Annotated in this window: 22 protein-coding genes, 6 tRNA genes and 2 pseudogenes; 8 read left to right on the top strand and 22 right to left on the bottom strand. The window is 49.6% G+C overall.

All coding sequences use genetic code 11. The annotated features are described in order from the left end of the window. Nucleotides 1-67: 67 nt before the first annotated feature. The 6 genes from GKO28_RS04445 to GKO28_RS04420 form a co-directional block, all read right to left on the bottom strand. Nucleotides 68-152: transfer RNA gene (locus tag GKO28_RS04445), tRNA-Leu, on the bottom strand. Between the two features lie 55 nt (nucleotides 153-207). Beyond that, a tRNA-Cys gene (locus tag GKO28_RS04440) sits at nucleotides 208-281 on the bottom strand. Nucleotides 282-328: 47 nt separating this feature from the next. Continuing rightward, nucleotides 329-405 (bottom strand) — tRNA-Gly (locus GKO28_RS04435). 36 nt (nucleotides 406-441) lie between these two features. Continuing rightward, nucleotides 442-517 (bottom strand) — tRNA-Gly (locus tag GKO28_RS04430). A 35-nt stretch (nucleotides 518-552) separates the two neighbouring features. Further along, nucleotides 553-628 (bottom strand) — tRNA-Gly (locus GKO28_RS04425). 48 nt (nucleotides 629-676) lie between these two features. Continuing rightward, nucleotides 677-752: transfer RNA gene (locus GKO28_RS04420), tRNA-Gly, on the bottom strand. Between the two features lie 228 nt (nucleotides 753-980). On the opposite strand from GKO28_RS04420, the gene nadA (GKO28_RS19245) reads away from it, so the two are divergent. The 3 genes from nadA (GKO28_RS19245) to GKO28_RS21110 all read left to right on the top strand — a co-directional run bounded on the left by nadA (GKO28_RS19245) (nucleotide 981) and on the right by GKO28_RS21110 (nucleotide 2,098). Further along, nucleotides 981-1,457 carry a quinolinate synthase NadA gene (nadA, locus tag GKO28_RS19245; RefSeq protein ID WP_247646372.1) on the top strand — a complete coding sequence of 159 codons (477 nt, stop codon included), beginning with the start codon at nucleotides 981-983 and terminating at the stop codon, nucleotides 1,455-1,457. After that, nucleotides 1,354-1,896 carry a quinolinate synthase NadA gene (gene nadA / locus GKO28_RS19240; protein WP_247646371.1) on the top strand — a complete coding sequence of 181 codons (543 nt, stop codon included), beginning with the start codon at nucleotides 1,354-1,356 and terminating at the stop codon, nucleotides 1,894-1,896. Before nadA (GKO28_RS19245) ends, nadA (GKO28_RS19240) begins: the two co-directional genes overlap by 104 nt. A gap of 73 nt (nucleotides 1,897-1,969) precedes the next feature. Then, the gene (locus tag GKO28_RS21110; protein ID WP_282099228.1) at nucleotides 1,970-2,098 is read left to right on the top strand and encodes a hypothetical protein; all 129 of its coding nucleotides are present in this window, start codon (nucleotides 1,970-1,972) and stop codon (nucleotides 2,096-2,098) included. Nucleotides 2,099-2,140: 42 nt separating this feature from the next. Here the strand turns inward: GKO28_RS21110 and GKO28_RS04410 are convergent, their stop codons facing one another. The 15 genes from GKO28_RS04410 to GKO28_RS04345 form a co-directional block, all read right to left on the bottom strand. Further along, nucleotides 2,141-2,662, bottom strand: a complete 522-nt coding sequence (locus GKO28_RS04410) for a type II secretion system protein (protein ID WP_182075488.1) — start codon at nucleotides 2,660-2,662, stop codon at nucleotides 2,141-2,143. Beyond that, nucleotides 2,637-3,011, bottom strand: a complete 375-nt coding sequence (locus tag GKO28_RS04405; protein WP_307838948.1) for a prepilin-type N-terminal cleavage/methylation domain-containing protein — start codon at nucleotides 3,009-3,011, stop codon at nucleotides 2,637-2,639. Before GKO28_RS04405 ends, GKO28_RS04410 begins: the two co-directional genes overlap by 26 nt. Beyond that, the gene (locus GKO28_RS04400) at nucleotides 3,001-3,474 is read right to left on the bottom strand and encodes a type II secretion system protein (RefSeq protein ID WP_173532196.1); all 474 of its coding nucleotides are present in this window, start codon (nucleotides 3,472-3,474) and stop codon (nucleotides 3,001-3,003) included. The genes GKO28_RS04405 and GKO28_RS04400 overlap by 11 nt, the downstream gene beginning before the upstream one ends. Before the next feature lies 1 nt (nucleotide 3,475). Further along, nucleotides 3,476-4,807 carry a type II secretion system protein GspD gene (locus GKO28_RS04395; RefSeq protein WP_182075486.1) on the bottom strand — a complete coding sequence of 444 codons (1,332 nt, stop codon included), beginning with the start codon at nucleotides 4,805-4,807 and terminating at the stop codon, nucleotides 3,476-3,478. After that, nucleotides 4,791-5,471 (bottom strand): hypothetical protein, encoded by a 681-nt coding sequence (locus GKO28_RS04390; RefSeq protein WP_182075485.1) that lies wholly within the window; start codon nucleotides 5,469-5,471, stop codon nucleotides 4,791-4,793. The genes GKO28_RS04395 and GKO28_RS04390 overlap by 17 nt, the downstream gene beginning before the upstream one ends. An 11-nt stretch (nucleotides 5,472-5,482) precedes the next feature. Next, nucleotides 5,483-6,016, bottom strand: coding sequence for a hypothetical protein (locus GKO28_RS04385; RefSeq protein ID WP_182075484.1), 534 nt, complete (start codon nucleotides 6,014-6,016; stop codon nucleotides 5,483-5,485). Beyond that, the gene (locus tag GKO28_RS04380; RefSeq protein ID WP_173532193.1) at nucleotides 6,016-6,540 is read right to left on the bottom strand and encodes a hypothetical protein; all 525 of its coding nucleotides are present in this window, start codon (nucleotides 6,538-6,540) and stop codon (nucleotides 6,016-6,018) included. Before GKO28_RS04380 ends, GKO28_RS04385 begins: the two co-directional genes overlap by 1 nt. Then, nucleotides 6,540-7,148 carry a hypothetical protein gene (locus GKO28_RS04375; protein WP_182075483.1) on the bottom strand — a complete coding sequence of 203 codons (609 nt, stop codon included), beginning with the start codon at nucleotides 7,146-7,148 and terminating at the stop codon, nucleotides 6,540-6,542. The genes GKO28_RS04380 and GKO28_RS04375 overlap by 1 nt, the downstream gene beginning before the upstream one ends. Beyond that, complete coding sequence (locus GKO28_RS04370) at nucleotides 7,145-7,945, bottom strand: hypothetical protein (RefSeq protein ID WP_182075482.1); 801 nt, start codon at nucleotides 7,943-7,945, stop codon at nucleotides 7,145-7,147. Before GKO28_RS04370 ends, GKO28_RS04375 begins: the two co-directional genes overlap by 4 nt. Further along, the gene (locus GKO28_RS04365) at nucleotides 7,926-9,578 is read right to left on the bottom strand and encodes a GspE/PulE family protein (RefSeq protein WP_182075481.1); all 1,653 of its coding nucleotides are present in this window, start codon (nucleotides 9,576-9,578) and stop codon (nucleotides 7,926-7,928) included. Before GKO28_RS04365 ends, GKO28_RS04370 begins: the two co-directional genes overlap by 20 nt. Next, nucleotides 9,575-10,753 carry a type II secretion system F family protein gene (locus GKO28_RS04360; protein ID WP_182075480.1) on the bottom strand — a complete coding sequence of 393 codons (1,179 nt, stop codon included), beginning with the start codon at nucleotides 10,751-10,753 and terminating at the stop codon, nucleotides 9,575-9,577. The genes GKO28_RS04365 and GKO28_RS04360 overlap by 4 nt, the downstream gene beginning before the upstream one ends. Nucleotides 10,754-10,756: 3 nt before the next feature. Continuing rightward, on the bottom strand, nucleotides 10,757-11,080 hold the full coding sequence (gene gspG / locus GKO28_RS04355) for a type II secretion system major pseudopilin GspG (RefSeq protein WP_247646688.1): 324 nt from the start codon (nucleotides 11,078-11,080) through the stop codon (nucleotides 10,757-10,759). Continuing rightward, the gene (locus GKO28_RS19235; RefSeq protein ID WP_247646370.1) at nucleotides 11,070-11,186 is read right to left on the bottom strand and encodes a prepilin-type N-terminal cleavage/methylation domain-containing protein; all 117 of its coding nucleotides are present in this window, start codon (nucleotides 11,184-11,186) and stop codon (nucleotides 11,070-11,072) included. The genes gspG and GKO28_RS19235 overlap by 11 nt, the downstream gene beginning before the upstream one ends. A gap of 263 nt (nucleotides 11,187-11,449) precedes the next feature. Then, nucleotides 11,450-13,441, bottom strand: a complete 1,992-nt coding sequence (locus tag GKO28_RS04350) for a glycosyl hydrolase family 18 protein (RefSeq protein ID WP_182075479.1) — start codon at nucleotides 13,439-13,441, stop codon at nucleotides 11,450-11,452. Between the two features lie 583 nt (nucleotides 13,442-14,024). Then, nucleotides 14,025-14,618 carry a superoxide dismutase gene (locus GKO28_RS04345; RefSeq protein WP_182075478.1) on the bottom strand — a complete coding sequence of 198 codons (594 nt, stop codon included), beginning with the start codon at nucleotides 14,616-14,618 and terminating at the stop codon, nucleotides 14,025-14,027. Between the two features lie 169 nt (nucleotides 14,619-14,787). Between GKO28_RS04345 and GKO28_RS21105 the strand changes: the two genes are divergently transcribed. Genes GKO28_RS21105 through GKO28_RS04335 form a run of 3 tightly spaced genes read left to right on the top strand, consistent with a single transcriptional unit; the run spans nucleotide 14,788 to nucleotide 16,360 of the window. Further along, nucleotides 14,788-15,435, top strand: a complete 648-nt coding sequence (locus GKO28_RS21105; RefSeq protein WP_282099227.1) for a cobalamin biosynthesis protein — start codon at nucleotides 14,788-14,790, stop codon at nucleotides 15,433-15,435. Beyond that, nucleotides 15,350-15,709, top strand: a complete 360-nt coding sequence (ampE, locus tag GKO28_RS21100; protein WP_282099226.1) for a regulatory signaling modulator protein AmpE — start codon at nucleotides 15,350-15,352, stop codon at nucleotides 15,707-15,709. The genes GKO28_RS21105 and ampE overlap by 86 nt, the downstream gene beginning before the upstream one ends. A gap of 3 nt (nucleotides 15,710-15,712) precedes the next feature. Then, complete coding sequence (locus tag GKO28_RS04335; protein ID WP_182075477.1) at nucleotides 15,713-16,360, top strand: fumarylacetoacetate hydrolase family protein; 648 nt, start codon at nucleotides 15,713-15,715, stop codon at nucleotides 16,358-16,360. A 158-nt stretch (nucleotides 16,361-16,518) separates the two neighbouring features. Here the strand turns inward: GKO28_RS04335 and tsaD are convergent. Next, nucleotides 16,519-17,537: pseudogene (gene tsaD, locus GKO28_RS04330) on the bottom strand (tRNA (adenosine(37)-N6)-threonylcarbamoyltransferase complex transferase subunit TsaD). 176 nt (nucleotides 17,538-17,713) lie between these two features. Between tsaD and rpsU the strand changes: the two are divergent. Next, nucleotides 17,714-17,926, top strand: a complete 213-nt coding sequence (rpsU, locus tag GKO28_RS04325) for a 30S ribosomal protein S21 (protein WP_157670867.1) — start codon at nucleotides 17,714-17,716, stop codon at nucleotides 17,924-17,926. A gap of 206 nt (nucleotides 17,927-18,132) precedes the next feature. Continuing rightward, a pseudogene (locus GKO28_RS04320) lies at nucleotides 18,133-18,577 on the top strand (GatB/YqeY domain-containing protein). Nucleotides 18,578-18,579 lie beyond the last annotated feature (2 nt).

Below are 18,579 nucleotides of genomic sequence, written 5' to 3'. Positions count from 1 at the left end.
GTTCCCCAAATTCTAATCTTGCTTTATACCTTGGGTGTGTATATATGGCTGAAAGCCTTGTATTTAGTGGTGCTCGGAGCGGGACTTGAACCCGCACACCCTTCGGCGAGGGATTTTAAGTCCCTTGTGTCTACCAATTTCACCATCCGAGCGCTGTGCATTACTGCTTCAGCATTTTTTAAAGTCCGATATCTCGTACTTTAGTGTTGGAGGCGGAGGCCGGAATCGAACCGGCGTAAACGGCTTTGCAGGCCGCGGCATAACCATTTTGCTACCCCGCCAGGGGTGATGCTGATTAATGAATAACTACTTCATTAATATTAAAATCTGGAGCGGGATAAGAGACTCGAAACTCTCGACCTATACCTTGGCAAGGTATCGCTCTACCAACTGAGCTAATCCCGCATCGATACTGCTGATGCTGTGTACTACGCCATTTTTTGGAGCGGGATAAGAGACTCGAACTCTCGACCTATACCTTGGCAAGGTATCGCTCTACCAACTGAGCTAATCCCGCATCGATACTGCTGATGCTGTACTACGCCATTTTTTTGGAGCGGGATAAGAGACTCGAACTCTCGACCTATACCTTGGCAAGGTATCGCTCTACCAACTGAGCTAATCCCGCAGCCTAAACTGCTGTTACTGTACTACGCCATTTTTTTTCTTTTTTTTTTGGAGCGGGATAAGAGACTCGAACTCTCGACCTATACCTTGGCAAGGTATCGCTCTACCAACTGAGCTAATCCCGCATCCGTGTCTGCAGATCGATGTGATTTGCAGAGGAGGCGAATTATGGACAAGGGCGACGAGGCTGTCAAGAGGAACTGCAATATTTTTCTACTCAATTGCAAAATAATCGTGCTTGCCCCTGCATTTCTGGCAAAAAAGCGGGGGGCAAGCATGGTAAGATTCGCGTATTGATGACGGTGTATTGATTGCATCGCCTTTATTTTTGTAGCTTGCTTAAGGATAGTCCCATGCCACGCGTTGTGACGCTTGCTCATTATTATACCCAGCCTGAAATCCAGCAAATGGCGGATAAGGTTGGCGATAGTTTGGAATTGTCGTTGTTTGCTCGCGATGCCGACGCCGATATTATCGTGTTTGCCGGTGTGCGTTTTATGGCGGAAACCGCCAAAATTTTGAACCCAAATGCCAAAGTGATTTTGCCCGATGCCGGTTCAACCTGTTCTTTGGTGACGCAAACCGATGTGAGCGCGCTAAAAGCTTGGCGCGAATCGTATCCTGATCATGTGCATGTGTCGTATATCAATAGCTCGGCTGAGCACAAAGCGTTGTCGGACTGGATTGTCACCAGCCGCAATGTGGACGACATCATTGCGCATTTATATGCCGAAGGTAAAAAAAGTCATTTTCTCGCCAGATCGGAATATGGGCGCGTATTTGAACTTCCAGCATGGCTACGATATGCCGTTATGGTCGGCGGTGTGTGAAGTGCATGATAAGTTTAACCAAGCGGCGCTCGATGAAGCCTTTGCTGCGTGCACCACCGCCAAATACTTAATTGCCCATCCTGAAAGCCCATTGCCGGTGCTGCAGCAAGCCGATTACGTCGGCTCGACCTCAGGCATGTTGAACTGGATCAAGTCGTTCGACAAAGAGCCCGATGCGGTGATCTTCGTCGCGACCGAAGATGGCATTTTGTACAATATGCGCTTAGCGCGTCCCGACTTGAATATCGAGCAAGCGCCGATTTACGCCGGTTGCCAGTGTAATTCTTGCCCGTACATGAAAATGAACACGATTGAAGCGGTGAAACGTGCTCAAGCGGGGCAGGGCACCGAGATTGATTATCTCTCTGCCAGCGATATGGCAGCAGCGCGCTTACCAATTGAGCGGATGTTGGAGTTTTCGCAACGTTATTACGCCTAATAGGGTATTGGCCGCTAGGTCATTTAAGCTAAAGGCTAGTGGTCAATACCTATTGGTAAAGCTTTGAGATTGAATGAAGCAATACAGCGCCAGCTTGGGCTTGAAACGCCAAGGCTCAAGTCAGCGCTTGATCATGCCAAAGGCCAGTCGAAGTCAAATCCAGCTTGAGCGAAACGCTTCGACGCTGTTGACGCAGGTTTAAGCTGATGCGCTGGCGTCGATTTTAGCTTGCGGCACGGCAGAGTTACTTGCGGCCGCCACCTTGATTGGGCCAGTGGGCAAAGCGCCAGTCTTGGTAAGACTTGGCGTCTTTAAAGCTGGCATTTTCTTGGATAAATTGATCGTTTTTCAGTGGTTTTTGCAATGATGGACTTTGCACGCCCATAAAGCCGCCGCCGGGGCCGCCAATCATTAGCCAATCGCCGCCCGTAATGGGGTCTTTATACGCTTTACGCAAATAGCGCCGAGGGAAGGGGACTCGCGGGTCTTGCACTAAATCTTGCAGCGTTTTGGGGTATTGCAGGCCAGCGGCGCTGTTTTGCTCGCTGTACTGCTTGATGGCAAGGCGAATTTCATTGCCAACGCGCATCAGTTCTTCTTCTTTACTGCGCTGAATGCGGTTTTGCCACGCCTCGCCGACTTGCGCCAGGTAAATCCCCATAATCAAGACCAACATCAAGGCCCAGACATAGGCAAATCCTTGCTGTGCACGATGCTGCTGGCGGCACGTCGTCACGCGCTTACCAAGTGTTGTACTGGGTGCCATCTTTGGCTGTGCCTTGAGCACCACTTTTTAAATCGTAGACGCCGGTGCCCGTTTCGGGCGGCACAATAATCCATGAATCACGGCGACTCGTGATCGGGTCGAGCGGTGCTTCGCGCAAATATTTACGGCTGACTAATTCGTCCAGATTATTCGGGTAGCGGCCAGTATCGGCATAAAACTTATCAATCCCATCACGCACCGCGACCAGATTGTGCTTGAGGACGGTTTCTTGCGCGCGGTCAGTTTGCTGAAAATAGCGCGGTACCACCAGCGTCAATAGGCTAGCCATAATCGCTAACACCACCAAAAGTTCAATCAGCGTAAAGCCTCGGCTTTGCTTACCACTCACGATATGGCACTCCATTTAAACCCGTTTGCGTTGAAATCGAGTAGATATCATACACGTCGCGCCCCTCAGCTGGCGCTTCGGGTGGACTGGCATAGCTGCGTAGTCCCCAAGTTTGGGCATTGCTTTTACTGGGGCAGTCGCAAAATGGGTCACGCGGTAAGCGACGTAAAAAATAGATTTTTTTCCCCGCTGGGTCTTTTAAATCTTTCGCGCCTTCCACCAAGGTGTCTAGCGTTGGCGGAAAGCCCGATTCATCGAGTGATTTATTCACGCGCCCGGCATCGACCGCCGCTTTGTATTGATCGATGCCATTACGAATTTGCCAGAGCGCTCGGCGTAAATCGTCTTCACGATTGCGCGTTGCTGCCACTTGCGACAATGGCAAAGCCACTGTCGCTAAGACGGCCAGAATGGTTAACGTCACCATCAATTCAATCAGCGTAAATCCAGCAGCAAACCGCATCTTATCGACGACCCATGCCGCCACCCCGTGGGATAGGCGTTGCCGCCGGCGTGGCTTCAGTTGGCGTGGTCGGCGCGGGTTGTTGCTGCGGTTGCGGCTGTGCTTGTGGTTCTGGCGCTGGTGCCGGAGGAATATACGGCGCTGGCGAGCCACCTTGGCTATTGATTAACACCGTCGATGAATTACGCAGGCGCAATGGGTCGGTGCTGATACTGCCTTCGGTACCGCTTTCAAAATTGGTGATATACGACGATGGAATTGGCAAAGATCGCACGACTCGTGGCGTAATCAACAAAATGATTTCGGTTTTGCTTTTTTCGGTTTTATTGGTACCAAAAATTCGATCCAGCACCGGTAAAGCACTCAGGAACGGTAAGCCAGAGCCTGTTTCAGCTTCTTGGCGCGACAACAGCCCCGCTAAGACTTGGGTTTCACCATCACGCGCACTCATATTGGTTTCGGCGCGGCGAGTACCGATTTGGTAAACCAACAAGCCTGATTTGGTCGGTATGGTTTTAACAATATTGGACACTTCCAGCGTGACTTTCACGCTGATTTCATTATCAATGGTGAGTACCGGCTCAACATTGAGCGTTAAACCCACGTCTTGGTAATTGACGTTTTCGGTGCTGGTGCCATTGGACACTGTGGTGGTGACCACGGGAACGCGATCGCCAATGAGGATTTTGGCTTTATCGCGGTTTTTAACCCGAATTTTCGGGTTGGCCAAAATATTGGTTTTGCCCTTGCTTTGCAAGAAATTGGCCGTCACTGTTGGCGAGCCCAGATTAACCAGTACATCGCCTTTATTCAGATTACCAATTTGATCCAGCGTGACCGAGCCGGCAATTTTGCTGTTGTTGGTGGTGGTCGACGTCGTGATATTGCCGACGGTATTGGTCGTAACAGTAGGTACGGCGCCGATTGCATTGCCATACACCGTGGCACTGATCGAGTTCGGGTATTGAATACCCAAATCGAGCACGTCGCTATTGCTGACTTCAAGCACTTCGACATCCATTAAGACTTCCGATTGTGGAAGATCTTGCGCCGCGATCAAGCGCTCGGCCACCGCAATGGCTTCGGGGGTATCGCGCATCACCAACATCGATAAACGCTCGTCGATATACACGTCGCGGGTTTTGATCATTTGCTTGATCATGGACAGCACTTGCTTGGGGTCGGCATTGGATAAATAGAAGGTGCGCATCACCATGTCTTTGTAATCGCGATCTTTATCTGGCCGTTTGGGATAAATCAGAATGGTGTTGTCATTGAGGATTTTTTTATCCAGCTGATTGGTCGCCAAAATCAGATTAATCACGTCTTCCACGGTGGTATCGCGGGCGTAAATCGTGGTTTTTTAAATTGGGGGCGACGTCTTTATCAAAGATAAAATTAACCTTACCAATGCGCGAAATAATATCAAACACGCTCATCATGCTTTGATCGCGAAACTGCAGCGAAATCGGGCTTTTCAGTGCTTGCGCTAAAGCCGGGCGCAAATTGACTTCACGTGCTTTACGGCTTTCTACTTCGTTGCGTAGTACTTGCGCTTGCACATTACGTGGGTTTTCCGCCAAGATTTGCAGCACTAAATTCAGCGATTCATCCGGGCGGCTGTCTTTGATTTCTTGTGCGTATTTGAGCATTGAGTTATGGCGAATGCCGATCTCAATCAAACGAATCCCTTCACGCGCGCGATCGTTATTGCTCTCCCAGCTTAAAATTTGCTGGTAACGACTCATCGCCAATGCGGTATCACCGCGTGAACGCGCTTGATCGCCTTCTACTTGTAAGCGCGCCAAATACTGCTGCAAATTGCTTTGATAGGCCATTTTTAGCTTTAAATCAGCAGGGCTACTGGCCATTTGGGCCTGCAATACTTTGAGTGCGGCCTCTGGGTTGCCTTCGTCTTGGATCAGGTTTTCCGCTTTATAGCGCGCCATATCGGCGGCGCAGCCCGCTAAAAAGGCCACCGAAATGATTGAGGACATCAGTGCTCGTTTCACAGTGCGCCTCCCATTGACAGGGTTTGTTGCTGATTGAGCGGTAAAAAAGTAAACGTCAGCATAGTGGGACTCATTTTATCGAGGCGGTAATTGCCAAGTAGGCTTTCGCCCGGTTGTATTCGGCCTAAAGTATCGCATTGGCTACAGAGCACGATGGATTGCCCTTGCGCTTCAACGACAATGTATAAGCTGTTTTTTTCTAGCCATGTCGCGGTCACTACAAACGGCAATGGCGGAGCCACTGGGGTTGGTGTCGGGGTCGGCGCAGGGGGCTTAGTCGGCGGCGGTGGTGGTGGCACCCACGATTGCTTAGGGAATAAATCGGCAATGCTGGCGCCGGATGCTGTGGCACTGGCTTGGCTGGCGGTCGTATTTGGCATTGAGGCGCCGCGTATTTCTGCCGCGAGCGCGCGCCGCGCTGCAGGTTTTGCCGTGCTATCTAATTCAGGCTCGGTGCGGTCTTGCCAAAAGGTATACGCCGTGATGGCTAAGGTGGCACCGAGCAGGTATTGCATTGGACGAGAGAGCATTAATGGGCCTCCGTCAAATACGACAGCTGAATTTGCAGCGCGACTTGGTCGTCGGAAATTTGCTGGCGTTGCAGGTTGACGGTTTCAATCCGCACGCCGGGGATGGTTTGTAGTTCCAGCATAAAGCGGCGAATTTGCATATAGCGCGCATTGGCTGGAAATTGCAGGCTGTAGCGCTGCAATTTACCATCGGCTTCGACTTGATTTTTGTAATCGACTTGCGTGATCACGATTTGATTTTTGGCCGCCAGCTCATTGAGGGCGCGTAAAAAAAAGGTAAAGGTATCGCTGCGATTGAGCTTGGGCAGCGCATCGCTAACGCTGCTGGCAACAGCGGGAACGCGTAATTGTTGAAAGCGCTGCGCGAGCGCATTTTCTCTATCGATTAAATCGCGTTGGTACGGCTTTAATTCTTGGGTATAGAGCAGCAAGGCAAAGCCCAATAAGGCTAAGCCGGCAATACCCAATATGCCCGAGTAACGAGGGATGAGGCGTAAATACCAAAATAATTGTGCTTTAGTCATCAATGCACTCCCGATGCCGCACTGGCTGAATGCACACTCGGACGACTAGCCGTGTTGGCCGCGCTGGCATTGTTGGTGGGTACAGCGGGATCGGCCAGCCATAACACTTCAATCGCCGCGACGGCGGGTCGCTGTGGGTCGCCAATTTTTAAGCTATTGCGAGCGAGGGTTACATGCTTGGTTTCTGGCGCCGCTTCAAAGCGATCGACCAACAGTAAGACGTCATTAAGTGATTTGGCTTCTAAATCCATTTTGATATCGCGCTCAACTGTGGCGATTTCCAGCCGGCTAAAAGCGATTTCTTTTTCCCAAACGCGCTCTAATAAATCAAATGCCGGGGCATGGCTGAGTAATTGATCCCGACGGATTTTTTCCACCTTGGCCGAAACCGGCGAAGCATTAAGTTCGGCTTTGATTTTGCTATCGCGTTGCTTGATTCGTAGTGCGATGCTGTCTTCTTGCAATTCGAGTTGATTTTTTTGTTCTTTGGCGACGTCAATTTGCGTCATCACCCACAACACAGCAATCACACCCAGTACGCACAGCAATAGACCCAGCCAAGGTGTACGGGTCGGTTGTAAGTTAAAATCCAGTTGCAGTTTTTTCATTGACTGGCATCCCCGGCAATAAACAGCGGCTGCACGGCGCCGAGCCATTCAAAGTCAAAATCCGCCGATTTAACACTGCGCAGCGTGAATTCGGATGAGGTGAGATAAATATGCTCGGGTAAAAACTGCCCGCTTAACACCGCCGCTTCGCGCACCAAGGCGGCGAGCGATAAGGTTTGATTTTCTGGGCTGTCATGATCGAGCTGTATCGGCAAAGTGATAATCCCTTGCCAAGCATGCTCACGATAAAAACCGATTAAGGCATGTCCGGTTTCTAAGATGACCAAGGCATGTTCTGCGGCTTTTAATTGCCGCTGATGCTGATTGACTGCCGTCGTAAATAAAGGCTCGATTTTGCCGAGTTTCATTTTGCTGGCGCGGCACAGTTCCAGCAGCGTTTGGTACAGCCCCTCATCAAAAGCGGCGGCAATGCGTGGCTCGCCATATCCGCCTGGCGCAATGCGAATCCGCCACGATTCACTACTCACGCCATAATGTTGGGCCAGTAATAATCGGGCATAGCTTTCCCAATCGCGTTCGTAATTTAAACCGTCTTGCCACGGTAAACACACATAGCGCACCCAAGGCGAGCCTAAAATCAGGTCGACTTGATCGTATCCCAATTGGCCACGCGGTACTTGATTGAGTAGCTCTTGAAAGCGATTGACCAGTAGATCCGATGCCGGATCAACACTGGCACGCTGCCGCGTAAGCACGGTACCGCTCCAATGCCGACTGGCCATTCGAATGCGCTGTTTGCTAAACCATGCACAATGCTTAATCAACAAAGGTGACACGGTTGATTTCCTGTAAGGTGGTTTCGCCGCGGGCAACGGCGTTAAGGGCAATTTGGCGCATCGAAATAAAACCTTTGCTGAGGGCAATTTTTTTGAGTTCGACCGCTGGCGCGTGTTTGGCAATCGCTTGTTTGAGTTCATCATCCAGTCGCAATACTTCGGCAATGGCTTTGCGGCCTAAATAACCGGTGTTGCGGCAAGCGGGGCAGCCGCGACCTTTGCGAAAAGTCCAAGTGCTGACTTGTTGGCGGGTTAAACCCGATGCGGCGAGTAACGCCAAATCCGGCTGATCATCACCCACACAGTGCGAGCAGACTTTGCGAATTAAACGCTGCGCGACCACACCAATCAGCGCGTCGACAAAGCTATTGGGTTCAACGCCCATATGAATAAAACGATCAATCACCGAGAACGCATTGTTGGCATGCACCGAGGTCAGTACCAAATGGCCGGTGAGTGCCGCTTGGACGGCGATATTGGCGGTTTCGCCATCACGAATCTCGCCGACTAAAATCTTGTCGGGGTCATGGCGCAAGATCGAGCGCAAGCCACGGGCAAAAGTCAGCCCTTTTTTGTCGTTCACTGGAATCTGCAACACGCCGGGCAGTTGATACTCAACCGGATCTTCAATGGTGATGATTTTTTCTTCACCATTATTAATTTCAGAGAGCGTGGCATACAGCGTGGTCGATTTACCCGATCCGGTTGGCCCAGTCACCAGTAGCAAGCCATAAGGTTCATGCGATAGCGAGCGAATGGCGGCCATGGTTTGCGCTTCATGGCCGAGGGTTTCAAGACGCAATGCCTTGAATGTATCGCCGCCGCCTTGTTTATCCAAAATCCGCAACACGGCATCTTCGCCATGAATCGATGGCATGATCGACACGCGAAAATCGACATCGCGATGATTCACTTTGGCTTTAAAGCGTCCGTCTTGGGGTACGCGATGTTCAGAAATATCTAATTCGGCCAAGACTTTAATCCGCGACACGACTTGTTCGGCCATTTCAACGCCACTCACCCCGCCGGCATGCAGCAAAACACCGTCAATGCGGTATTTAATCGTCATGCCTTGTGGCGTGGTTTCCATATGGATATCGGACGCTTTGGCTTTGAGGGCGTCATAGAGTGTGGAGTTAACCAGTTTGACGACGGGTTTATCATCTTGTGACAGCGTCGTTAAATTGATCTCGGTAATGCCTTCTTTGCTGCTTTCTTGGTTTTCACCGACCGCCATTTGATCCATCGCGCGGTGCGATGTTTCATATTCAGTAAAGTACTGCTGCAAATCATCAAATAGCGCAAACGCCACGCGAAAAGCGACGCTGATTTTTTGCTGTGCCCAGTTGCGAACGACTGGGCTAAATGGGTCTGATAAAATGAGCACGTAGCCATGCTGCGGTATTTCCGCCAACAGACACTGGTGAGCGACGGCATCGCCAAAGGCGAGCAAATCATAGCGTGGCTTGAGTGCTTTAAGTTCTAATGAGGTAATGGCCGGCAGGCCAAGGTAGCCGCTGACTGCAAGTAGATACGCCTCATTATTTAGTCCGAGCGATTGTTGTAGTAGCACCGGCAAGGGCTGATTGCCGCTGGTGGCTCGCAAATGCTGAATTAAATCGAGCGTAATCATTGCATATTCCCAGCCAACTCAAAAATCGGCATATAAAGCAAAAAGACGATGCCACCAATCAATACTCCAATCAGTAACATCAAAATGGGCTCGAACAAACGCGTAAACATTTCAATCGCCCGATCGAGTTCTTCATCACAAAATTGCGCGGCACGCTCGATCATCGTGGCCAGCTCACCACTTTGTTCGCCAACGCGTAATAGACGTTCAGATACCGGTGTGGTGAGTTGGTATTTGGGTAGGGTATTGGAAAGTTGCTGGCCTGATTTGATGTCGATAATGGCTTGCGACAGCGCAAAGCGCATACTGTTTGGCAGTAATTGTGCCGCCAATTCTAGTGCCGCGACCAAATTTAAACCGCCAGAAAGCAACAGCCCCACGGTGCGATAAAAGCGAGTTAACGCAAATAAACGCCGATATTCTTCCAGTCGCGGTAGCTTCCAAAATAAGGTCAGTAAAATCGTTTGAATGGCCTGCGTGCGAAACGCCATCACAATGGCGATTAAGCTCGTGATGATGAGTAAAAACATCGCTTGGCCGTGCTGATGCACCAAGTCGCCCCACCACAGCATCATTTGCGCGGCGAAAGGCAGGTTTTTCATTGAGGCGTAAATTTGGCTAAATTTGGGAATCACATAAAACAGCAAAAACAGCATAATGCTGCCGCCAATGCCAATCACCACCATCGGGTAGACCAAGGAAGCGACGACCTTTTTCTTGACGGCGCTTAAGCGGGTTTCGTAATGATGATAGCGTTTTAAGGCATCGGCTAAATGGCCGGTTTTTTCTGCCGAACCCACGCTGGCAATATACAGCGGCGGGAATAAATTCGGCATTTGCGCCAGCACTTTAGATAAAGGTAGACCTTGGTATAGACCTTCAATCATGGTGGTCAGTACGCTGCGATTTTGATCGTGGCTGCTTTTTTCTTTCAGCGTTTCCATCGCTTCAACCAGCGTCAAACCCGCTTCGAGCAGTGCAATCAGCTCTTGGGTAAAGAGTGAAACTTGAAATTCACTCTTGCCCAAAGACAGGCTGAAGGTGCGTTCAGCCTTACAACTCACCAATTGCAAATTTTGCTCTAACAGCCGTGCGCGCAGGTCGTCCACGTTGGCGGCATCCAGCGTCATCTCGCGCAGTTGGCCTGCGCTGAGGGCTTTAACTTGATAACGCATGGTTTACCAGTAGCTGATATCGGCGTCTTCGCCGCTACCGCCCGGTTTGCCATCTAAGCCATAACTCATTAATTCGTAGTCATGACCATTTTCACCCGGAATGGTGTAAATGTAAGGTTTGTCCCAAGGATCGTTCGGGACATCCTTCATCAGGTAAGGGCCGCTCCATTTGCTTTCGTCAGCCGGTTTTTTGGTTAAGCTATTGAGGCCCAATTCAGTGCTCGGGTAGCGGCCGGTGTCGAGGCGATATTGATCCAATGCCCCGGCGATGGATTTCATTTGACTGGCCGCCGTTTTGGTTTTGGCTTTGCCGACTTCACCAAACAGTTTGGGGCCAACATAACCAGCAAGTAACGCAAATAATAAGAAGAACTACGAGTAATTCTAGTAGTGTGAAACCATTTTTTTTATGTAAGAAATATTGCGTTTTCATCTTCAATCTCGGTCTAAGTTTTATCGTGCGAGATGCGCTGGATTGATTCCCTATAGAGCCACATGCTAAAGCTTAAAGGCCTCTGGAGCAAGGATTTTTTGGGGGGGTGTGCGAGCGGTGAAGGCTTGTATTTACTTGGTTTGCAGGGTTTTTTGTATCATTTCACTAAACGTTTAAAATTTGTTTGTTTGGTGTAATTATTGCGGATTTAGCGATAAAAAAACCCCACTTAAAAAGTGGGGTTCAATCTTTACAACCATATTTTATTTGTTGATATGCGTCATCGCTTCCACTAGTTCGCCAGTGGCAGTGTCGCCATCAGCTTCCCAGCTAAAGATACCGCCTAGACCCATTTTTTTCGCATAGTCAGCTTTAAGTTTGATATCACGAGGTGTGTCGTAAGACCAGAATGTCGAGCCATCAAAGCGATAGGTTTGTTGTGTTACTGGGTGAATGTACTCAGTACCTGGTGCGTTTTTCAGTACTTTGTAGTCTTCAATACCGGCTTCATACGTGCCTTTGGCTGCACCGGTCGCAGTTTGATACAGACCATTGTTCACGTTTTTCACGCCAGTCCAACCACGACCGTAGAATGGCACGCCAATGTGCAGTTTCGCCGCTGGTGTACCACGGGCAATCAGATCTTTTACTGCTGCGTCAGTGTAGTACTTGCTGACTTTGCCAGTTTTAGGATCAATCGTGCGTGGGCTGGCAGGATCTTGGTACAGGTTCGATTGGAAGTCGGTTGGACCTTGTGCATCCCAGCCGCCGTTAAAGTCGTACGACATGATGTTGATCCAGTCGAGGTATTTGCTGTATTCGGCTGGTTCTGTCGCGGCGATTTTCTCATCGCCGGCACCAATGGCAACGGTTAACAAGTATTTCTTGCCAGTGGTTTTGCTTAACTCATCCAATTGTTTGCGGAATTCTTGCATCAACAAGGTGTTGTTTTGCTTGTCGGCTGGAGAAACTGTGTTCGTGCCGATACCTTGTACCGCTGGGTATTCCCAGTCGATATCAATCCCGTCAAATACATCGGCAGCGGCGTAAACAGTTTTGCCTGTGGTTGGATCAACGTAAGAGCCGCCCGCATTTGAGCCTGAATCGAATGGAATATTACCTTTGATCCACACGTCGATACACGAGCTCACTAAAGCTTGGCGTAGTTCTGGTGTTGCCGCAGCTGCAGAGAACCATTTCGACCAAGTCCAGCCACCCAATGAAATCAAGGTTTTCAGGTTCGGGTTTTTTGCTTTAAGTTTTTTCAGCTGATTTAAATTGCCTTTGAGTGGGCCGGCTTTGCCTTGGCGAGGATCATCCCATTTATCCCAACCGTATTTATCGGCAACACCATCCACTGATTCACCAGCACCAAAGCCTTTTTGGTAAACCGCCCATGCATCGCCACCGTCTTGGCCACCGGCTTCGAGTTTATTGATGGTGGCATCGCAAACGTATTTGCCGCCACGGTTGTAGACGTTACCAAATGAGTAGTTCAAGAACGTCAACTTGGCCGCTTGACCGCTGTCTTGCATGTTTTTCAGGTAGAACTGACGGCCGTAAATTGACCATTCAGCAAAATAGGTACCGACTTGTTTCGCGCCAGTTGGTGGAACAGGCGTTGCAGAAGTCGTTGGTGTCGCAGTTGGCGTTGCAGTTGGTGTTGCAGTTGGTGTTGCGGTTGGTGTTGCAGTTGGTGTTGCGGTTGGTGTTGCAGTTGGCGTTGCAGTTGGTGTTGCAGTTGGTGTTGCAGTTGGTGTCGCAGTTGGTGTTGCAGTTGGTGTTGCAGTTGGTGTTGCAGTTGGTGTTGCAGTTGGTGTTGCAGTTGGTGTTGCTGTGGTCGTGCCACATGCGCCCATGTCTTGCCAAACATCATTGGTGCCTGGCGCGTTGCCTTGTGTCCACCATTTTGCTTTGTAGCTACGGTTGTTGTAGCTCACTAAGTTGCCACCAGTGTAAACGGCGCTTGAATTCCATTGAGCGCTAGTGCAAGCGCCTGGTGCAGTGCTTGGCGCGGTTGTTGGGGCTGTGCTTGGTGCTGTTGTTGGGGCAGTACCTGTTGCTTCCCAAGGACCCCATTGTTCTGCACCAGGTACATTGCCCTGAGTCCACCATTTTGCTTTGTAATCTTTACCTGCATAAGTGACGACGGCGCCACCTGGGTAGGCGGTTGCGCTATTCCATGCATCAGCAGCAAAAGCGCTGATTGAGACAAAGGCAATGGCTGCCGGGATTGCGGCTAAACGGAAGTTCATTTGATATTTCCTCTCATCCATCATTTGTTTAGTAAGAATTTCAATTACACCGTGAGGTGCATGGTCTTCAAAACAGGGTTTGACCCGAGTGCACTGCGAGTAGCCCCTGTTTGTTCTTGGTTTTTTGGCTCGTACACTCGGCTCATTGCTGACGCTGGATTTTGTTTTGTTTAATACCAGTCGTCGCACGTAATCTTTGCTGCGAATTGCATTTGCTTTCGCGGCTGTTACGTTTCGTAGCGCTAATTTCTCAAACTACATTTGTCTTGTCAACTCGATGAATTAATTTAAAAACAGTTTAAATTCATAGTCTTAAATGTTGAGTAAGAAAAACAAAGGCGTTTGAAATAATTACCAGTACATATCATGAAATGCTAATTATTGCGCTGCAACTTGGTGCGCGAGGCGCGTGGCTAATGCCATTGAAATATAAGGAGAAATACCAGTTTGACTTTTCGTGCACTGTTTTTGCGCTTGTTTTAGAGGGTAAACCGCGAGCGAAAAAAAAAAAAGACGATCAGGTGATCGTCTTTTTTAAAATCTGTATACAAAAGCTGACATATAGCTCAGCTGTTGCTTATTTTTATGCTGCTAAACGTGCGGCAACGACATTCCAGTCAACCAGTTTCCAGAAACCTTCGAGGTAGTTAGGACGGCTGTTACGGTAATCGATGTAGTAAGCGTGTTCCCAAACGTCACAGGTCAACAGTGCTGTTTCGCCAGTAGTGAGTGGGGTGCCTGCTGCGCCAGTATTCAAGATGTCGAGTGAACCGTCGGCTTTTTTAACTAACCAAGTCCAGCCTGAACCAAAGTTGCCGGCTGCTGATGCATTGAAGGCTTTTTTGAATTCATCCAATGAGCCCCATTTAGCGGCAATGGCATCTGCCAATGCGCCAGCAGGTGCGCGATCTTCGCCAGTTGGGTTAGGTGCAAAGCCAAACCAAAAGAAAGTGTGGTTCCAAGTTTGTGCGGCGTTATTATATAAGCCACCTGCAGGTGCAGTTTTTACAATCTCTTCAAGCGACTTGTTTTCGTTGTCGGTGCCTTTGATGAGGTTGTTCAGGTTGGTAATATAAGTTTGGTGATGTTTGCCATAGTGATAAGACAAAGTTTCAGCTGACATAAATGGCGCTAAAGCATCTTGTGCGTAAGGCAGTGTAGGAAGTTGATGTTCCATTTGTTTCTCCGGTTGAGGGTGGTATTGACGATATGGCACTGTGGCGTGCTTTTTCAAGAGCTGTCTATATTGTTTCTGCTCGCAAGGGCTCTATGTTATCTTTGAAACATAAAGTATGTACGGCTATGAGCTGATTTTTTTAGCTTGGGCGCAATTTAGGATTAAGTTTATGAGTATTTTGTCTTTGATTTTAGCTTTGCTATTAGAGCAACTGCGGCCGATTAGCAGCCGTAATCCACTGTATTTGGGTTTTATTCGCACCGCCAATGGCATGGGGCGTAATCTCAATGCGGGTGAATATCGCAATGGGGTATATGCCTGGCTACTGGCTGTGGTGCCGCTGGTGGCGATTACTGCGGGTGGGTATTGGGTTTTGCTGCGGTATAACGTGTTTCTAGCGATTGCTTGGAATGTGTTGATTTTATATTTTACGATGGGCTTTCGCCAGTTTAGCCATGCTTTCACCAAAATCTCAAAAGCATTGCAGGCCGATGATTTAAATACGGCGCGCAGCATGCTGGGGGATTGGACGGGACAATCGACTTCAGAGCTCAATGAAGATGAAGTGGCGCGTTTGACGATTGAGCAAGGGGTGATTGATTCTTATCGCTATGTGTTTGGCACTATTTTTTGGTTTGTCGCTTTGGCGTGGATTGCCGGTCCTGCTGGTGCTGTGGCTTATCGTGCGGCGTGTTTATTGCAGCAAAAATGGGGCGGGCATGGTGATGTGTTTGGGCCGCTTTGCCGATGGCGTGATGGATATTTTGGATTTTATTCCGATTCGTTTGGCGGCGATTTCATTTGCCGTGGTGGGTAATTTTGAAGATGCAGTTTATTGCTGGCGCTCACAGGCGCAGCAATGGATGGATCAAGATTACGGGATTTTGTTGGCGTCCGCCGCTGGCGCTTTGGGGGTTCGCTTGGGCGAAGCGTTGCATCAAGATCATACGGTGAAATATCGCCCTGAATTAGGGGTTGGCGAGTCGGCTAATCCTGATTATTTAAGCAGCGCGGTGGCGCTGGTGTGGCGCGCGGCGATTTTGTGGTTGGCGGTGATTTTGTTATTTAGTATTTCTCAATGGGTGGGCTAAGCAATGGCTGAGATTCAACTGGGTGCCACGGCATGGCGAGTGAATAATATTTATTGTGTGGCGCGCAATTTTGTTGCCCATGCCAAAGAAATGGGTTCGGCGATCACTGAAGAGCCGATGGTGTTTATTAAACCCAATTCAGCGGTGGTGCAGCCCGGGGCCGCGTTGGTGTTGCCGTCATGGTCCAATGAGGTGCATCACGAATTAGAGTTGGTGGTGTTAATTGGCCAAGGCGGCGCGCAGATTGCGAAGGCCGATGCGCTCACGCATATTGCGGGCTACGGTTTGGGCTTAGATTTGACCGCGCGCGATGTGCAGGCGCTGGCGAAAAAAAATGGCCAGCCTTGGACTTTGGCCAAAGGCTTTGATGGTGCTGCGGTATTGACTGATTTTGTCGCTGCGGACGGGATTGATCCGACGCAGCAGCAATTTACGCTGACGATTGACGGTGAGCTGCGCCAGGCCGCCGATACGCGCTTAATGGCATTTGACGTTGCCACCTTGATTGCGTGGATTTCCAGTAAGTTTACTTTGCAGCCCGGCGATTTGATTTATACCGGCACCCCAGAAGGGGTTGGGCCGATTCGTTCGGGGCAAACGCTCAATCTGGCGTGGCCCAATCAGCTTGAGCAGTCTTTTGTCGTGGCGTAATTGCAGTCATCACGCCGCCAACAATGAAAAACCCGCAATAGCGGGTTTTTTTATGGGTATATCAATCTCAGCATTTTGACGTATTGCTTAGATGACAATACCCTCGATTAGCGACAGTGGCTTGGTCGGTGCAGTGAACAAACCAAGTGTGAATAGATCTAGTCGGCGCTGGCAAGGCTGGCTAAGTCCCAGCGTGGTTTGACAGCAAAAGAGCCGGCAACTTGTCGCTCGCTGAGTCGCTGTGCGCCAGCATAAGCAATCATTGCGCCATTGTCGGTGCACAATTCAAGTGGCGGATAAAACACCGTAAAGCCGCGTTTTTTGGCCGCATCATCGAATGCAGCACGCAATTGTCGATTGGCACCCACGCCGCCAGCGATGACTAAACGCTTCATGCCGGTTTGTTTGAGTGCTTTGAGTGACTTTTTAACCAGCACTTCAACAATCGCTTCTTGGAATGCCGCGCAAATATCTGCCCGAGTTTTACGTCGTCCAGCGGCGATTGTTGGGTGACTAAATTAAGTACTGCGGTTTTTAAGCCGGAAAAACTCATATCTAAGTTTGGCGTATGCAGCATGGGTCGTGGCAAAGTAAAGCGCGTTGCGTCGCCAGTATCGGCAAGTTTGGACAGCGCCGGGCCACCGGGATAACCTAGACCAATTAGTTTTGCCGATTTATCAAACGCTTCACCCGCTGCATCATCAACGGTTTCGCCGAGTAATTCATAGCGCCCAACACCGTGGACTGCCATCAATTGCGTGTGGCCACCGGATACTAATAAAGCAATAAATGGAAATTCAGGCGCAGGGTCGGCCAAGCAAGGCGATAATAAGTGTCCTTCTAAGTGATGGACTGCAATCGTTGGCTTGCCCAGCGCAAACGCCAGCGCATTGGCCACCGATGCGCCAACCAGTAAAGCGCCGGCAAGACCGGGCCCTGCGGTGTAGGCAATGGCATCAATGTCATCGAGCTGCTTGCCCGCTTGTGCCAAACAGCTTTCAGTTAAAGGTAGTACGCGGCGAATATGGTCGCGTGACGCCAATTCAGGCACCACGCCGCCATACTCGCTATGCATGGCGATTTGGGTATGCAGTTGGTGGGCCAACAGGCCTGCTTCGGTGTCGTACAGCGCAACGCCAGTTTCGTCGCAAGAAGATTCAATGCCTAATACCAGCATGGCGCACTCATTATTAGATGATCAATCTGCTTATATTAACGGGCAAAGATGCAACACGAAAGGGGCTGATCTCTATTCCTTTTGACAATTCAGAATTTATACCGGATAATCGCACCCTTTCCCGATCTTTGGTCTTTAACGAGGCTAGAGTTTAAAAGTTTACTAGGATTCGACTAATGCCTTCCGTACGCGTTAAAGAAAACGAACCGTTCGAAGTAGCGATGCGCCGCTTCAAGCGTTCTGTTGAAAAGACTGGCCTCCTCACCGAACTTCGTGCACGCGAATTCTACGAGAAGCCAACTGCTGAACGTAAACGCAAGCTTGCTGCCGCTGTAAAGCGTCAACACAAGCGTCTGCGTAGCCAACAATTGCCAGCAAAACTCTACTAAGAGTTAAGCTAGCTGTTGTTTGTACTTAAGGTCGCCTAGGCGACCTTTTGTTTTTTTCTGCACTTAGCGTTGTCATTACTAAGCGGTGTGAATTGATTTTGACGATTTCGGTCCAAATTGAAGCTAAGGAATCGCAAAGCGTGTTGGTCGCGCGGCGTGAAGACGTACAACGTTTTGTTATGACTGCATCAAATTAAGGACGTGTGATGACTTTAAAAGCCCGAATTACTGCTGATATGAAAACAGCAATGAAAGAAAAGCAAGCTGATCGTCTTGGTGCTATTCGTTTATTGCTTGCTGCGATCAAGCAGCGTGAAGTGGATGAACGGATTGAGCTGGATGATGCCGCGATTACCGCCATCATCGACAAAATGCTCAAGCAGCGTAAAGACAGTATCACGCAATTTGAAGCCGCCGCCGCACGTCAAAGATTTGGCAGATAAAGAAAAATTTGAAGTGGCGATCTTGATTGAATATATGCCGCAACAACTCAGCGCTGAAGAAATTGGCGCTATTGTCGACGCCGCGATTGCAACGCATGGGGCAACAGCTGCTGCGATGGGTAAAATCATGGCCGAAATCAAGCCCCAACTCGCCGGCCGTGCCGATATGGCTGAAGTGAGTAAACTCGTTAAAGCGCGGATGGCTTAATT

The organism is Deefgea sp. CFH1-16, assembly GCF_016881365.1.
Classification (GTDB): Bacteria; Pseudomonadota; Gammaproteobacteria; order Burkholderiales; family Chitinibacteraceae; genus Deefgea.
Note: the sequence above shows the minus strand (reverse complement) of the source record. Positions and strands in the feature narration are given on the sequence as shown.

Coding starts and splice junctions, on each gene's coding strand:
- nadA (WP_247646372.1), top strand. CDS start 981: ATGCCACGCGTTGTGACGCTTGCTCATTATTATACCCAGCCTGAAATC.
- nadA (WP_247646371.1), top strand. CDS start 1,354: ATGCCGAAGGTAAAAAAAGTCATTTTCTCGCCAGATCGGAATATGGGC.
- GKO28_RS21110 (WP_282099228.1), top strand. CDS start 1,970: ATGAAGCAATACAGCGCCAGCTTGGGCTTGAAACGCCAAGGCTCAAGT.
- GKO28_RS04410 (WP_182075488.1), bottom strand. CDS start 2,662: ATGGCACCCAGTACAACACTTGGTAAGCGCGTGACGACGTGCCGCCAG.
- GKO28_RS04400 (WP_173532196.1), bottom strand. CDS start 3,474: ATGCGGTTTGCTGCTGGATTTACGCTGATTGAATTGATGGTGACGTTA.
- GKO28_RS04390 (WP_182075485.1), bottom strand. CDS start 5,471: ATGTCCTCAATCATTTCGGTGGCCTTTTTAGCGGGCTGCGCCGCCGAT.
- GKO28_RS04385 (WP_182075484.1), bottom strand. CDS start 6,016: ATGCTCTCTCGTCCAATGCAATACCTGCTCGGTGCCACCTTAGCCATC.
- GKO28_RS04380 (WP_173532193.1), bottom strand. CDS start 6,540: ATGACTAAAGCACAATTATTTTGGTATTTACGCCTCATCCCTCGTTAC.
- GKO28_RS04375 (WP_182075483.1), bottom strand. CDS start 7,148: ATGAAAAAACTGCAACTGGATTTTAACTTACAACCGACCCGTACACCT.
- GKO28_RS04365 (WP_182075481.1), bottom strand. CDS start 9,578: ATGATTACGCTCGATTTAATTCAGCATTTGCGAGCCACCAGCGGCAAT.
- GKO28_RS04360 (WP_182075480.1), bottom strand. CDS start 10,753: ATGCGTTATCAAGTTAAAGCCCTCAGCGCAGGCCAACTGCGCGAGATG.
- GKO28_RS19235 (WP_247646370.1), bottom strand. CDS start 11,186: ATGAAAACGCAATATTTCTTACATAAAAAAAATGGTTTCACACTACTA.
- GKO28_RS04350 (WP_182075479.1), bottom strand. CDS start 13,441: ATGAACTTCCGTTTAGCCGCAATCCCGGCAGCCATTGCCTTTGTCTCA.
- GKO28_RS04345 (WP_182075478.1), bottom strand. CDS start 14,618: ATGGAACATCAACTTCCTACACTGCCTTACGCACAAGATGCTTTAGCG.
- GKO28_RS21105 (WP_282099227.1), top strand. CDS start 14,788: ATGAGTATTTTGTCTTTGATTTTAGCTTTGCTATTAGAGCAACTGCGG.
- GKO28_RS04335 (WP_182075477.1), top strand. CDS start 15,713: ATGGCTGAGATTCAACTGGGTGCCACGGCATGGCGAGTGAATAATATT.
- rpsU (WP_157670867.1), top strand. CDS start 17,714: ATGCCTTCCGTACGCGTTAAAGAAAACGAACCGTTCGAAGTAGCGATG.